This is a genomic window from Kosakonia sp. WA-90, assembly GCF_039871955.1.
Lineage (GTDB): Bacteria > Pseudomonadota > Gammaproteobacteria > Enterobacterales > Enterobacteriaceae > Kosakonia > Kosakonia oryzendophytica.
Map to the genome: position 1 here is coordinate 262354 of NZ_JBDPLJ010000005.1, position 15000 is coordinate 277353.

At 54.1% G+C, this 15000-nt stretch carries 15 protein-coding genes; 5 read left to right on the forward strand and 10 right to left on the reverse strand.

Features of this window, described 5'->3' with window-relative positions:
* Nucleotides 1–8 precede the first annotated feature (8 nt).
* From ubiA to malK, 5 genes are all read right to left on the reverse strand, one after another.
* Entirely contained in the window at nt 9–878 is an 870-nt protein-coding gene (gene ubiA, locus ABGA49_RS11605; RefSeq protein ID WP_263098449.1) for a 4-hydroxybenzoate octaprenyltransferase, read from the reverse strand.
* A gap of 12 nt (nt 879–890) precedes the next feature.
* Entirely contained in the window at nt 891–1388 is a 498-nt protein-coding gene (gene ubiC / locus ABGA49_RS11610) for a chorismate lyase (RefSeq protein ID WP_061498857.1), read from the reverse strand.
* A gap of 180 nt (nt 1389–1568) precedes the next feature.
* Complete coding sequence (malM, locus tag ABGA49_RS11615) at nt 1569–2516, reverse strand: maltose operon protein MalM (RefSeq protein WP_347665579.1); 948 nt, start codon at nt 2514–2516, stop codon at nt 1569–1571.
* A gap of 105 nt (nt 2517–2621) precedes the next feature.
* Nucleotides 2622–3968 (reverse strand): maltoporin, encoded by a 1347-nt coding sequence (locus ABGA49_RS11620; protein ID WP_061498864.1) that lies wholly within the window; start codon nt 3966–3968, stop codon nt 2622–2624.
* A gap of 103 nt (nt 3969–4071) precedes the next feature.
* Entirely contained in the window at nt 4072–5181 is a 1110-nt protein-coding gene (gene malK, locus ABGA49_RS11625) for a maltose/maltodextrin ABC transporter ATP-binding protein MalK (RefSeq protein ID WP_061498867.1), read from the reverse strand.
* A 370-nt stretch (nt 5182–5551) separates the two neighbouring features.
* Between malK and malE the strand changes: the two genes are divergently transcribed.
* The 3 genes from malE to malG all read left to right on the forward strand — a co-directional run bounded on the left by malE (nt 5552) and on the right by malG (nt 9277).
* Nucleotides 5552–6742: a maltose/maltodextrin ABC transporter substrate-binding protein MalE gene (gene malE, locus ABGA49_RS11630; RefSeq protein ID WP_347665580.1), complete on the forward strand. Its 1191-nt coding sequence runs from the start codon at nt 5552–5554 to the stop codon at nt 6740–6742.
* A gap of 85 nt (nt 6743–6827) precedes the next feature.
* A complete protein-coding gene (gene malF, locus ABGA49_RS11635) occupies nt 6828–8372 on the forward strand; it encodes a maltose ABC transporter permease MalF (protein ID WP_061498877.1) in 1545 nt (514 codons plus the stop codon).
* Between the two features lie 14 nt (nt 8373–8386).
* Nucleotides 8387–9277 carry a maltose ABC transporter permease MalG gene (gene malG, locus ABGA49_RS11640; RefSeq protein WP_061498880.1) on the forward strand — a complete coding sequence of 297 codons (891 nt, stop codon included), beginning with the start codon at nt 8387–8389 and terminating at the stop codon, nt 9275–9277.
* A gap of 213 nt (nt 9278–9490) precedes the next feature.
* On the opposite strand, the gene psiE is transcribed toward malG, so the two are convergent.
* Nucleotides 9491–9901: a phosphate-starvation-inducible protein PsiE gene (psiE, locus tag ABGA49_RS11645; RefSeq protein ID WP_061498883.1), complete on the reverse strand. Its 411-nt coding sequence runs from the start codon at nt 9899–9901 to the stop codon at nt 9491–9493.
* Nucleotides 9902–10038: 137 nt separating this feature from the next.
* Here psiE and ABGA49_RS11650 point away from each other — a divergent pair, with 137 nt between their 5' ends.
* Together ABGA49_RS11650 and ABGA49_RS11655 are read left to right on the forward strand one after the other, a co-directional pair.
* Nucleotides 10039–10548, forward strand: a complete 510-nt coding sequence (locus tag ABGA49_RS11650; RefSeq protein ID WP_061500243.1) for a GNAT family N-acetyltransferase — start codon at nt 10039–10041, stop codon at nt 10546–10548.
* Between the two features lie 9 nt (nt 10549–10557).
* Entirely contained in the window at nt 10558–11010 is a 453-nt protein-coding gene (locus ABGA49_RS11655) for an acyltransferase (RefSeq protein ID WP_088237220.1), read from the forward strand.
* 50 nt (nt 11011–11060) lie between these two features.
* On the opposite strand, the gene ABGA49_RS11660 is transcribed toward ABGA49_RS11655, so the two are convergent.
* The 4 genes from ABGA49_RS11660 to yjbE all read right to left on the reverse strand — a co-directional run bounded on the left by ABGA49_RS11660 (nt 11061) and on the right by yjbE (nt 14854).
* Nucleotides 11061–13157 carry a YjbH domain-containing protein gene (locus ABGA49_RS11660; protein WP_061498889.1) on the reverse strand — a complete coding sequence of 699 codons (2097 nt, stop codon included), beginning with the start codon at nt 13155–13157 and terminating at the stop codon, nt 11061–11063.
* A gap of 2 nt (nt 13158–13159) precedes the next feature.
* Nucleotides 13160–13897 carry a capsule biosynthesis GfcC D2 domain-containing protein gene (locus tag ABGA49_RS11665; RefSeq protein WP_088237219.1) on the reverse strand — a complete coding sequence of 246 codons (738 nt, stop codon included), beginning with the start codon at nt 13895–13897 and terminating at the stop codon, nt 13160–13162.
* On the reverse strand, nt 13894–14547 hold the full coding sequence (locus ABGA49_RS11670; protein WP_061498895.1) for a YjbF family lipoprotein: 654 nt from the start codon (nt 14545–14547) through the stop codon (nt 13894–13896). The genes ABGA49_RS11665 and ABGA49_RS11670 overlap by 4 nt, the downstream gene beginning before the upstream one ends.
* Nucleotides 14548–14611: 64 nt before the next feature.
* Nucleotides 14612–14854 (reverse strand): exopolysaccharide production protein YjbE, encoded by a 243-nt coding sequence (yjbE, locus tag ABGA49_RS11675; RefSeq protein ID WP_061498897.1) that lies wholly within the window; start codon nt 14852–14854, stop codon nt 14612–14614.
* Between the last annotated feature and the right edge of the window lie 146 nt (nt 14855–15000).

The window sequence follows — 15000 nt, forward strand, 5'->3', positions numbered from 1 at the left end:
GAGAAATATTAATGCAGGTAACTGAACGCCAGCCCTAAAAACAGCACCAGGCCCACGTAGTTGTTGTTCATAAAGGCTTTAAAACAGGCGTCGCGTTCACGGCCTGCAATCAGCACCTGCTGGTAGACAAACAGCCCCCCCGCTATCAGCACCGTCGCGTAATAGACCCAACTTAACCCGTTCAACCAGCCAATGGATGCCATCAGCGCCATCACCGCAACCTGCAAAATACCAATAATCAGCGTGTCGAAACGGCCAAACAGGATCGCTGTCGATTTGATACCAATTTTGACATCATCGTCCCTGTCGACCATTGCGTATTGCGTGTCGTAAGCCACAGCCCACAAAATATTGGCAAGGAACATGATCCAGCAACTCAGCGGTACTGACTCGCTGACCGCGGCAAACGCCATCGGAATCGACCAGCCAAACGCCGCGCCCAACACCACCTGCGGTAGATGCGTGTAGCGCTTCATAAACGGATAGACCCATGCCAGCGCCAGTGCAGCCACCGACAGCAGAATGGTCATCATGTTGAGCGTCAGCACCAGCGCAAACGCTAACAATACCAGCACCACAAACAGGGTTCGCGCTTCATTCTCCGTCACGGCACCGCTGGGCAACGGACGGTTCGCGGTGCGCTTAACATGGCCATCAAACTTACGATCCGCGTAATCGTTCACCACGCATCCGGCGGCGCGCATCAGCCAGACGCCCGCCACAAAGACCAGTAAAATCCACAGCGGCGGCACTCCCGGCGTCGCCACCCATAACGCCCACAGCGTCGGCCACAGCAGTAGCAACGCACCAATCGGCTTGTCCGTACGCATCAGCCGGTGAAAGGCCAACAGCTTATTCTGCGTGAGACTCCACTCCATTTTCGATTCCTCTTAATACAACGGCGACGCAGGCAAAAACAGTTCGGTCAGCATCAACGGTTTCCCGCCCAGACGCAGGCGGGAACGGCGTCCCCAGAGCTGCTCATGACGACCAATTTCAATAAAGTCACGCGTAAGCGTAGAAGAGGTAAAGAGATAACGCCCAAGCGGCGTTGTTCCCAACTGTTGCAGCGCCAGCTCCGGACCACTTAGAGTGGACTCCGGCACCACGGTGCGCCCGGCAAGCCAGGGTTCACCATCCGCACAAAGAATGATTTCGCGCAACCAATAACGCGACTCCTCCGGCAACAGGCCGTGCTCCTGCGTTATCTCGTCTGCGGTGACAAAATCTTCCCGAATCAGCATCACGCTGACCGTTTTGCCCTGCTGCTCAAAACGTTTCGTCATGGAATCTTCCAGCAACAGCCAGTCCAGCAGTTGCGGTTCAAGCGCAGGAATCGCGTCTAAATAGCGCAGCGCACGCAATTGCGTAAGCGCGGGGTGAGACATGCCTTACTCTCCGGTACATAACGTAGGATTATTGTATCGCAGAACAGGCTTTACGGGCGGGGAAAGTTCATTCGGTTTTCATCAGCGCAACAGGTGTGCAACAGCGCACCGCTGCGCCGGAAAAAGGGTGCGTCAGGCGACGCACCAGTTGCTGCAAATATCAGCATTGTGGGGAGACTGTTACCCCTTGCCTTTTACACTGCCGATAAAAGTGGAACGGGCGGTTTTCGACCCGAGGCGCTCTGCTTCATCCAATAATTTCAACGCTTTATCAACATCACCTTTCGCAACAGCTTGTTTGATGGCCTGGTTAAAATAGCTCTCCGTATCGTTAAGCATCGGTTCGCTTTTCGCTACTGGAGCAGGAGCCGTAGCGGGCGCGGCAGCCGGAGCTGGTTGCGTGCTATAAGCCGGCGCGGCGGTATTGCCCACGGTGACCGGGCCAGGGCCCGAGGAACCAAACAGCGGGCCTACCAGAATGCTGGAGTTGCTACTGTTTTTCACTTTCAGGTTCACCACACCCTCCGCAACATGACGCGCTATCGGATCGGGAATATCAGGGATCGCATTACCCACGCCTTTAGCATAGGCTTTAGCCGGATCAAGCAGTGTGGTGGTTTTCTGCAAATCGCTTGCGGTGGTGAATACAAGGATATAGAGCTTCTGCTGACCCAGCGCAGGCGTCAGGCGCATAACCCCTTCGAGTCGATCTGCGCTTAACACTCCCGGTTCCTGGTAGGTAAAATAGTTGCTGGGGAAATAGGCCGCAGGCGACATATTCTGATCAAATACCAGCACGTTCGGCGCAAATACCCCAGTGTTTTTATTGACATCGCTTGACAGCGTCAGCGAAAGCTCACCAATATTAGCTGGTACGCTAAATGCCGCAACTGGCCCGGTAATACCCGGCACATTCAGATGCTGTCCGCCGGTAGCAAGCCGAACCGTCTGGCTTTTGGACGTGTCGACCGGCGTCCAGGTGAGTTGCTGGAGTGCAGATGCCGGGATCGACGGCGCTGCTGTTGTGTTCTGTGGCACGATATTCACATCAGCCAGTGCAAAACCCGGTACACCCGCCAACATACCCGCGGAGAGGCACAGGGCAATGAGGTTTTTTTTCATTTTCATTTTAATCACCTTCAGGATGCAAAACAGCGTTGGCCAGGCAATAGCGCGCTGTTTGTAAGAATCAGAGGGGCTTGCGCCCCTCTTCTGTTTACGCGAGTAAAGCCCTTACCACCAGATTTCCATCTGGGCACCAAAGCTCCATTCGTCGCTGTCGCCACGGCCGAAGCTTGAGCCACCCGTACCATTGCGGGTTGCCAGACCATAGTTGGCGTTAGTGCCCGGGTTACCACTGGTGTTGTAGCCCCATTTTTCGTCCCATTTCGCATAGGTTGCGAATACGCGGATTGCCGGGCGAGACCAGATGCTGTCGCCTGCCTGCCACTGTTGCGCGAGGGTGATTTTGTACTGGTTGTTAGTGTCGTTGGTACGCTGAGATTTCACATTGTCGTAGCCTACTTCCAACAGGGTGCTCATGATCGGTGTCCATTTGAACATCGGGCGCACACCAACAGTCCACCATTTGGTGCCGTTGTTGTTATCCCAGTCGATGTCCTGATACATACCGACATACATCAAATCCCAACGATCGCCGAGAGAGATAGCACCGTGGTCGAGGATACGCAGCAGGCTGCCGTTGTTATTAGCGCTATAAGGCAACTTACTGTTGCTCTCAATACCGATACCAGAGCCTTGCGATAACCCTTTGCCCTGCGATGTCAGCGCATCAGTTGCGTACTGCACGACAAACTTGTTATAGCCTTTCAGCATGCTTTGAACGTGCTCAGCTGTGAACATCCAGCCGTCTTTCGTTTCAGTATTATCATATAAATGGTAGCCGTCACGGGTATTGGCGCGGCCATAGTCAACACCAAACTCTAACGTACCACCCGGGTTAACGGCCATCTGCGCTAAACGCATGTCAAAAACATCGTTGGCGGTTTTTTCCGTGTAATCGTAAATACTGTTGCTGGCGAAGGTAGCGGAACCCCCCGCTTCAGTCGAACGGGTTGCAGCTAAAGAGAGTTTACCGAAGCCAAGATCGACGTTTTCAAGACCCGCACCCGGACCGGAGATGTCCCAGTAGTAGAAGTCAATCATGTGTACGTCATGACGCTGGTAGAAACGTTTACCAGCCCAAATGTTGGCGCCTGGCAGAGCATCGATCAGGTTTTTACCCTGCACGTTGGCTTCACGAAATGCCGGGTCCGTTGCTTCCCAGTCATTTTGCTGTGCGACGGAATAAGCAACGTTAGTGTCGAAGTAGAAGCTTTTATCGCCCTCTTTCCACACTTCCTGACCAAGTTTTAATTCCGCGTAGGTTTCGCATTCATTACCGAGACGGTATTTAGAGCCTGCACCTGTCGCCTGGAAGCATTGCTGCTCGCCGCCGCTGCCTGTCCAGCCAATGCCGGAACGGGCATAACCTTTAAAGTCGACGGCGCCCGCCTGTGCAGACAGGATGCCTGCGGCAATGGCGAGTGCCAGTGGAAGTTTGCGCAGAGTAATCATCATTCTATCTCCTGAGATCATTGCTTTTCTTTTTACACATCGCCTTTCGCGCACACGCTTTATCAACGGGTGGCGCGAATGGCTCTGTGTAAGTTTTTTGGAATGCTTAAACGCCAGGCTCTTTATGTAACCGGCGGCAGGCGGTGCCATCTTCACGGAACAGATGGCAACGCTCCGGCGGTAAGCCGATGGCGAATGTGGCACCCTCTTCTACCAGCACCACGTCGGTCTGGCGGTAAACCAGGTTCTGACGTATTGCGGGGATCTGGATATGAATTTGTGTTTCGTGACCAAGCTGTTCTACGACCTGAACTTCGCCTTCCAGCGTGACATCGGCGATGTCGCTTGGAAGCAGATGCTCCGGGCGAATGCCCAGAGACATATTCGCGCCGACCCGCACATTGGCACTGTCTACCGGCAGCCACACTTGCTGGCGGTTAGGCAGCTCAACCTGCACCTGTTCAATGGCGGTGGCAGTGACTTTTACCGGCAGGAAGTTCATCTTCGGCGAGCCGATAAAGCCGGCGACAAAACGGTCAGCCGGGTAGTGATAAAGCTCCAGCGGTTTACCCACCTGCGCCACGCGACCGGCGTCCAGCACCACAATCTTGTCGGCCAGCGTCATCGCTTCGACCTGATCGTGGGTGACGTAAATCATCGTGCGGCCAAGGCGTTTATGCAGACGGGAGATCTCAATACGCATCTGCACACGCAAGGCGGCATCAAGGTTGGAGAGGGGTTCATCAAGCAAGAAGACGCGGGGTTCGGCGACCAGCGTGCGCCCAATCGCTACGCGCTGACGCTGACCACCGGAAAGGGCTTTCGGTTTACGCTCCAGCAAATGGGCCAGTTGTAATATTTCGGCCACTTGCGTTACACGCGCTTTGATCGTCTCTTTTTTCGCACCCGCTAACTTCAGGCCAAAAGACATGTTTTCCGCCACCGAAAGGTGCGGATAGAGCGCATAGGACTGAAATACCATGCCGACGCCGCGTTCGGCGGGAGGAACATCATTCATACGGGTATCGCCGATCAGCAAATCCCCGCTGGTAATGGTTTCCAACCCGGCAATCATGCGCAGCAGCGTCGATTTACCACAGCCTGACGGGCCAACAAACACCACGAATTCACCTTCGTGAATATCGAGATTGATATCTTTCGACACCACCACGTCGCCCCAGGCTTTCGTTACATTACGCAGCTGTACGCTCGCCATGCCCTTCTCCCTTCGTTACAACCTGTCACCAACAGAAACATTCAACGTGGGCTGACTATGGCGCATCAATATCGCGTGTGAATCCTCCACCCCCCTGGTTTTTGATGGGGGAGGAGGCGGGAGGATGAGAGAAGCAGCTCTGCCCCCCAGGCTGAGGGACTGCGGGCAATTTCGTGATGGAGGCTGCAAAAACCGGCGTATTTTTATGTGCGCTGCCACACATAATAAAAATTTGTGTAACAGGGATCACACAAATCCCCCCAGGGGCGTAGGTTTAAGGAGGATGAGAAGCGCTTGTCAAAAAAGGAGACTAATCCCTGTCGAACCACCTGAACGTATCCACGAGCACAACACCTAAAGGACGGGATATATGAAAATCAAAACAGGCGCACGCATCCTCGCATTGTCCGCAGTGGCGACGATGATGTTTTCCGCCTCTGCCCTCGCCAAGATCGAAGAAGGTAAGCTGGTCATCTGGATTAATGGCGATAAAGGCTATAACGGTCTTGCCGAAGTGGGTAAGAAATTTGAGAAAGACACCGGTATCAAAGTCACCGTAGAACACCCGGACAAGCTGGAAGAGAAGTTCCCGCAGGTTGCCGCGACCGGGGATGGCCCGGACATTATCTTCTGGGCGCACGACCGTTTTGGCGGCTATGCGCAGTCCGGTCTGCTGGCGGAAGTTACGCCGGATAAGACCTTCCAGGATAAGTTGTATCCCTTCACCTGGGATGCGGTGCGCTACAACGGCAAGCTGATTGCTTACCCGGTAGCCGTGGAATCCCTGTCGCTGATTTATAACAAAGATTTGCTGCCAAACCCGCCAAAAACCTGGGAAGAGATCCCGGCGCTGGACAAAGAATTGAAAGCGAAGGGAAAGAGCGCGCTGATGTTTAACCTGCAAGAACCGTACTTCACCTGGCCGCTGATTGCCGCCGATGGGGGTTACGCGTTCAAATTTGAAAACGGCAAATACGACGTGAAAGATGTCGGCGTCGACAATGCTGGCGCGAAGGCCGGTCTTGGCTTCCTTGTGAAGCTGATTAAAGACAAGCACATGAACGCCGACACAGATTACTCCATCGCCGAAGCCGCCTTTAACAAAGGGGAAACCGCGCTGACCATCAACGGTCCGTGGGCGTGGGCCAACATTGATAAAAGCAAAATCAATTACGGTGTCGCCACGCTGCCGACCTTCAAAGGCAAACCGTCCAAACCGTTTGTTGGCGTGCTGAGTGCCGGTATTAACGCCGCCAGCCCGAACAAAGAACTCGCAAAAGAGTTCCTCGAAAACTACTTGCTGACCGATCAGGGTCTGGAAGAAGTGAACAAAGATAAACCGTTGGGCGCGGTGGCGTTGAAAACCTATCAGGATCAGTTAGCGAAAGATCCGCGCATTGCCGCCACCATGGATAACGCGAAAAACGGCGAAATCATGCCGAATATCCCGCAGATGGCTGCCTTCTGGTACGCCACCCGTACTGCCGTTATCAATGCGGTCAGCGGTCGTCAGACCGTCGATGCTGCCCTGAAAGACGCACAGGGTCGTATTACCAAGTAAGCAATATGTCGGGTGGCGCTACGCACAAATCAGGTAAACGCAGCGCCACCTGACATTCGTTTTCAACGTTGTAAAAGGACTTCCCATGGATGTTGTAAGAAAACGCCACTGGTGGCAAAGCCCGCAGCTCGCATGGGCGGCCATTGCCCTTATGGGATTACTGGTGGGATACCTTGTTGTTTTGATGTATGCCCAAGGGGAATACCTTTTTGCCATAACGACGCTGATCCTGAGTTCAGCGGGTCTCTATATTTTCGCCAACCGTAAAGCCTATGCCTGGCGTTATGTCTATCCGGGTCTGGCGGGGATGGGGCTGTTTGTGCTGTTTCCCCTGATCTGCACTATCGCCATTGCCTTTACTAACTACAGCAGCACCAACCAGCTTACCCAGGAGCGCGCACAACAAGTCCTGCTTGACCGCTCTTACCAGGCAGGAAAAGCCTACAATTTTGGTCTGTACCCGGTGGGTGACAAATGGCAACTGGCGCTGACTGATGGCGACACCGGAAAAAATTACCTCTCCGACGCGTTTAAACCCGGCGGAGAACAGAAAATTACCTTAAAAGAGGTCACGGCTCTGCCCGCTGGCGAGCGCGCCAACCTGCGCGTGATCACCCAACAGCGCCAGGCCCTGAACCAGCTCACCGCCATATTGCCGGATGAGAGCAAAGTTGCCATGAGCTCGCTGCGCCAGTTTTCTGGCACCCGCCCGCTCTATCAGCTGGCGCAGGATGGCACATTAACCAATAACCAGAACGGCGTGAAATACCGGGCCAATAACAACATTGGCTTCTTCCAGTCTGTGAATGCCGATGGCAGTTGGGGCAATGAAAAGTTGAGCCCCGGTTATACCGTCACCATTGGCTGGGATAACTTCACACGGGTGTTCACCGATGAGGGCATCCAGAAACCGTTTGTCGCCATTTTCATCTGGACGGTGGTGTTCTCTGTCCTCACCGTGGTGCTGACGGTGGCGGTAGGGATGGTGCTGGCCTGCCTGGTGCAATGGGAATCGCTGAAAGGCAAAGCGATTTATCGCGTGCTGCTGATCCTGCCCTATGCCGTACCGTCGTTTATCTCGATCCTGATTTTCAAGGGTCTGTTTAACCAGAGCTTCGGCGAAATTAACATGATGCTCAGTACGCTGTTCGGCATCAAACCGGCCTGGTTCAGCGATCCAACAACGGCCCGGACGATGATCGTGATCGTCAATACCTGGCTCGGTTACCCCTACATGATGATCCTCTGCATGGGGCTGTTAAAAGCGATCCCGGACGATCTGTACGAAGCCTCGGCAATGGATGGTGCCGGGCCGTTGCAGAACTTTTTCCGCATCACTTTTCCCCTGCTGATCAAACCGCTCACACCGCTGATGATCGCCAGTTTTGCTTTTAATTTTAATAATTTCGTATTGATCCAGTTGCTGACCAACGGTGGGCCGGACCGCATCGGCACCACCACGCCTGCGGGGTATACCGACCTGCTGGTGAGCTATACCTACCGCATCGCCTTTGAAGGCGGCGGCGGTCAGGACTTTGGCCTTGCTGCCGCCATCGCCACGCTGATTTTCCTGCTGGTCGGTCTGCTGGCTATCGTCAACCTGAAAGCCACACGCATGAAATTCGATTAAGGAGGACGAAAAGTATGGCTATGGTGCAAGCGAAATCACAAAAGCTGAGATTGTTGGTCACTCACCTGTTATTGCTGGTGTTTATTGCCGCCATTATGTTCCCGCTGCTGATGGTGATCACCATTTCGCTGCGTGAAGGCAACTTTGCCACCGGCAGCTTGATCCCGGAGACCATCTCCTGGGAGCACTGGCGACTGGCGCTGGGCTTTAGTGTTGAACACGCGGACGGTCGCGTGACACCGCCGCCCTTCCCGGTGCTGCTCTGGCTGTGGAACTCGGTGAAGATCGCCGGGATCACCGCCGTCGGGATTGTCGCGCTCTCCACGACCTGTGCGTACGCTTTTGCCCGTATGCGTTTTCGTGGCAAAGCGACGTTGTTGAAAGGCATGCTGATTTTCCAGATGTTCCCGGCTGTGCTGTCACTGGTGGCGCTCTATGCCTTGTTTGATCGGTTGGGCCAGTACATTCCGTTTATTGGTCTGAACACGCATGGTGGGGTGATCTTCGCCTATATGGGCGGCATTGCACTGCATGTATGGACGATTAAAGGGTATTTCGAAACCATCGACAGTTCGCTGGAAGAGGCCGCCGCGCTGGATGGTGCCACCCCGTGGCAGGCGTTCCGTCTGGTGTTGTTGCCGCTGTCGGTGCCGATCCTGGCGGTGGTGTTTATTCTGTCCTTTATTGCTGCCATCACCGAAGTGCCGGTCGCTTCGCTGTTGCTGCGTGATGTAAACAGCTACACGCTGGCGGTGGGTATGCAGCAGTATCTCAACCCGCAAAACTACCTGTGGGGGGATTTTGCCGCAGCGGCGGTATTGTCCGCCATTCCGATTACGGTTGTCTTCCTGCTTGCGCAGCGCTGGCTGGTTAACGGCCTGACCGCAGGCGGTGTAAAAGGTTAAGTTTCATCGTTGTTATTGCCACTGCACCCTCAACTTGTATGACCCGACACTCTCAATAATTCAGGTTGCAGCAAGGCGGCAAGCGAGAACATCCCAGAACTTACCCGAGTAAGTGACTGTGATGAGTAAGCGCAGTCAACGCCCCTGCAGCAGACTGAAGTATGACGAGTAACTTGTGACTGTTGTTTGGCGGCTTAATCAGCCGCCCTTTTTTTATTCTCGCTTCAGCCGTTTGGAGTTACACAACCACAGCGTGATAACCAGCAGCAGGATCGCCGCCGAGTAGATCAGAACATCCATAGGCGACTGATGATCGACGATAATCAGGCGCACAATCGCAGTAATGCCAATGTAGATGAAATAGCGTAGCGGGAAGTGAAAACCGGACTGAAAGTACTTTACAATCAGCGCGATGAATTCGAAGTAGAGGAAGTAAACCACCAGCCCTTCCACCAGCTCATATTTGCTGGTTTGCACAGGGGCGAACAGCACATCCGCCAGATGCAGCGTCTCCTTCCCCAGAAAGACAATCAGAATCAGGCCGAGGCTCAGCAGGCCGAGGTTAAGCACGGTCTGCAAAATGGTCGAAATATACTCAGCGCGCGGACGCGTTAGCGACGTCATATCAGCACCTCATGCTTAGTGGCGAGCCTCCTGTATAACGCAGAAATGTGATCTGGATCTACATTATTTACTTATATTTTGTGACACCGCGTGATGACATGTTGCATCGTCAACGTTCACGCATGGAGGTCCAAAGAGTGCTGACAATACGTAAAGCAGGCCCGGATGACGCCGCATTATTGAGCGAGATGGGTTATGCCAGTTATTCCCACCACTTTGCTCATCTGTGGCATCAGCAGCATGAGTTGCAGGCTTTTTTGCAGCAAGAGTATTCCCTAAACACATTACAGCAGAGCCTGCAAAGTGATGTCAGTGACTGGTTTATCGCGCAGGATCACGCGCCGGTAGGATTCGCCAAAGTCTCCTGGCACTATACCGGAGAGGGCGATAGCCTTGCGGGTACGCTGCTGCATAAGCTCTATCTGCTTCCCGGCAAAACCGGTAAAGGTTATGGAGAACAGATGATTGCGGAAATAGAACGGAGGGCGAAAAGCCGGGGCGAAACCTTTTTCTGGCTGGAAGTGCTGGATGCCAACCCACAGGCATACCGTTTTTATCTCCGCCAGGGGTTCACGCATCTCAAGGATACCGTGTTCAGTACCCCCTCTCAGCAGAGCCTATTGCATATTCTGGGCAAATCGATTTAAGGAGTGAGAATGGAAGTCCGCCAGACCGGGGTACGTAACGTCACCTGCGGTGAGAATGTGGTGATTTACGAACCCGCCAATTTGTATGGCTGTACGCTGGGTGAGGGCGTTTTCGTCGGGCCATTTGTGGAAATTCAGGGGAATACGCAGATTGGTAACGGCAGCAAAATTCAGTCACACACCTTTATCTGTGAATACGTGACCGTGGGCGAGCGCTGCTTTATCGGCCATGGGGTGATGTTTGCGAACGACATGTTCCGCGAAGGCAAACCCAATCCGGACCGCGAAAGCTGGGGACGCATTGTGATTGGCAATGATGTGTCGATTGGCAGCGGCGCAACGATTCTGGCGGTGACCATTTGCGACGGTGCAGTTATCGGCGCAGGCAGCGTAGTGACCAAATCGATTACCACGAAAGGGGTTTATGCGGGAAACCCGGCGCGGTTGCTGCGCCAGCTATAACCCCCTCTCCTGAGAGAGGGGTGTCCGGTAACGTTCAGCGAAAGAAATGCTTACTGGAAGTTCAGCGTTTTATCGTTGGTCATATTGTACAGCTCAAATTTACGCCCCAGTTTCTGGCCACCGTCACGCGTCAGCGGCGTCCAGCCGATGCCAGCACGACTGCGAGTGGCACCGATACTGAAGAGATCCAGCGGTACTGAAATATAAACCCCTTTGGTGAAGTCCCCTTCCCCGTACTGTGCTGCCGACACGTTGGTGATCGTGGCGTAGGCACCAACCACAACGCCGCTGTCGAAGTGTTTGGAGATGTCCAGCGTGCCGCCTTTATCCCCCGCCAGATACTGCCCGACGCTGGCTTTCACCAATACATCCTGTGCAAACCACGGCGTCCAGTAGGCGGTGAAATGCCCTGTCTTCACGCTGTAATCGGTAAATTTCATCATGTCCTGCGCGCTGCGCCAGTCACGCTGTTTCACGTAGTTGGCATCTACGCCAAACGCCCAGTTACTGTCTACGGGACGCCACATCAGTTCTGCACCGGCCCCGCCGTACATGGTTTCCAGATACCCGGCATACACCTGGCCATAAATGTTATTGCCCAGATACTGGAAGTAGTTCGCCTGCATGTTGTTCACGTAGACATCGTTCTGCACATATTCACGCACGCGAGTACGAACGCGCGGCAGCGCTGAGTCCCTTGGCGGGTTGGTATAGTTAAATTTGTCGTAGTTATTGGCCAGGTTACCAAACAGGCTTCCTGTGGTCAGCAGATGATCCGTCCACCACCAATCCGCTGTCGCCATCACGCCGATCTGGTACATGTAGAACCCTTCCGGGCCGCCAAGCGACTGGTTAAGTACCGGATCGATATGGAAGTCAAACGTCGGTCGGTCGATATACCATCCCTGCTCGGTACTTTCCGGCACGATTGGCGTCACGCGTTTTTGCACCAGTTCCGTATCTTGCCCCAGCGGTTCGCCTTCAAGATGGCGCTTCAGACTGGCGACATCCGTTTCGGTGGTCACCTGTGGCAAGTGCAGCCGGTTTTCGTTAATGCGAATGGTACGAATACCGTCAGGCAGGTCATTCATAATAATGCGGTTAGCCCGCTCGATCCCCTCCTGGGTATTGCGGTACTTCACCTGCTCGCCGGTAACATACAGCGTATCGCCTTTTACCTGAATTTGCGGGTCTGCGAAACCGGCATTGTATTTCAGCAGAGTAAGCTGATTCGCCACCACGGAGTGCTGCAAAATGGCGTCCTGCGGCTCTGGCTGATATCTCGGGCGTGAGTTATCGATATAAGCAGGGCGCAGATCGTTGAAGTTATTGCGCAAGGTAAAGCCGAACATCCAGGTGTTACCGCGCTCATAACTCAGGTTAATGTCGGCCCAATCGGCAACGCGGTAAATAGCACCGACGTTAACGCTGCTGCGCTGCGGCAGTTTACCGGCATAATCCTGCTGATAGTTGTTGCCTTCGTATTCCAGCTTCAGACGCAGCGGGTGCCAGGGCGTTTGGTACTCCACCCCGCCAAACAGCGCGGCCGGACCGCGAAACATTTGTGACGTATCCGTTGAGCCTGCGGCTTTATAACGGGTATCACGGGTACAGAACTTCGTGTCGTAGGTACAGAGCGGGTTTTTGATATTGCCGCTGGTACCCAGATAGCCCCAGCCGATACCGAGTGAGAAATCGAACGGTCCCCAGGCTTTGTTCGCCACCAGATATTCACCATCGAACAAACCGGTACCGCCCACGTCACGTGCACCCACGGCCACTTGCGGTAACCAGTAGCCCTCTTCCCACAACCGCACTTTCAAATCAAACGCTTTATCTTTGTAAGATTGATCGCCGGAGAACGCCTCCACGGAACTGTATTTGCGCGTACGCACATCGGTATAACGCAGCGTCGTTTCCAGCCACGGCAACAGTTGCACTGAAGCGGAGTAGAAGCGGTATTGCTTGTTGTCGCGGTAGTTAAGGCTTAGCTCGCCTTCTGGTGCTACACGTGCCGTTGGGGTTTGCAGCAGACCCACACCGCCAAAATCAGACTGGGACGGGCCAACCGGGTCCGGAAACGTTTCTGCGTGACAGGCCGCGCTTACTCCAAGCGCCAACAGGCTTATTACAAACGATTTTTTCATTATTATTCCGGTATCCGATGCGTCAGGGACTCAAGAATGTCGGCATTGAGCTCGTCATAAACGTTGCTCCACAGACCCGGCGCAAAACCCACGAAAATCACGCTACCGGGCATCGGCTCGACGTGGCGTCTGTTCCAGTACGCCACCGGCACTTTCTGTGTTTGACCGGTGGGATAAATCACCCAGGCATAACTGCGTTCCGCCCCGCTTAGCAGGTCCATATCATCCAGATAGCTCACCACATCCCGCCCGGGTGTGAACGGCTTCTTGCCAGGGCTACTGATCAATCCCACCACACTAATCGTGTCAGGCTGCGGCCCAACCCACAGGGTGTATTCCCCTTGCAAAGGGCGGTTAGAAAGGCGGTGTAGACGGATATAGTCCGGGTCGAGCGGCACGATTTGCCGACCGGTTACTTTTATCGCCTGCAATTGCCGACGCAGAGCGTTAATGGCCGCGGCAGCATCACCGTCTTCGTCAGCGGCAAGACGACTCAGGCGCTCCAGCAGTGCCTGATGCCGCGCCTGCTGTGCAATGGTAGCCTGTCGTTCGCTGACGACCGCGCCAGGCCACCAGCTGTTCGCCAGTCGGGGTTGCCCAACCAGGTCGACTAAATGCTCAGCATTGGTGAGCTTTTTCGGTGTCGCATCGCCTGCGACATACACATCGACGGTCCCTGTCGCCAGCACCAGCGGGGAAAAGAGTGTGAGTAATAGCGGAAGCAACGCGTACGTTTTCATTCTTTCGCCGCCTTAATCAGGGTCATTTTCACCGGGAAGAATCCCGCGCCGAGAGACTGTACCGACTGGCGGATAAGCCCTTCATCATCTACCCAGTAACGGTTACGCCAGTTTTTCTCTTCGGTGGTGACCTCTTCATCCAGCACGCGAACAACCGTTTCATCACCGGCCAGTTTTATCGTGTCCGTTCCGTTCCAATGGAACTCTGACTGCGCGACGGCATAGCGCACCTGCTTATGCTGTGACCAGCCCATAACGCGCGTCCAACGGGTGCCATCAATAATCTGATTCGGTTTGGCCAACGGATCGGCGCTTAAGTTATTCACTTCAATGAGGTTATCGCCGCCGAGCTTGTCGCCGCCAAGCTGGGTTTTCACAATGCGGGCATTCTGTGTGACGATGACAGCCTGATCCTGGGTCACCCATTTCTGCTGCCCGTTTTCCGCGAAAGCGAGCACCACAAACAGTTGTGGGCCGTCATTAAGCTGCACGTACTGACTGGCATAAGGCATATTGAGCAGTTCGTCATCTGTCAGATGCGCACCAGGGGTACCAAACACACTATTCCAAAGCGACGTTCCCAGGCCTTTGATCGGGCCAGAACATGCCTGAAGGAGCAGGCAAAGCAAAATGATTCCAGGTCGCTTCACGACTCTTCTCCGAAAGGGGCGAAATAACCACACCGAAGTGTGGTTATAGTTAATGCACCCGCTATTACCGGGTACTTGTTGTTGTGGTGGTCGTGGTTCCAGTGTTGGAGCCATCACCGCCACCGACTGCCGCCAGAGCGACACCCGCCGCAGAGCCTACGGTGCTAACGCCCGTCGCTGCAGAACTGCCCGCAGAGACAGAGGTCGCTGCTGACCCTGCTGCTTCACCGACTAATACCGGTGCTGCAAAGGCAGAGGTCGCCGCAAGTGCGGATATGGCAAAAATGCCATATAGGACTTTTTTCATATCAATATCCCTTCATTGAATGAATGGAGATTTACCTGAAAAAACTCAGGCGAGATCGAGTATACACAACTAAAGCAGATGAATTACGCCCCGGGAAATAGGCGAGTGAGTTTTAGGAAAACGGGTATTTAGCGGTTGGGAAGAAA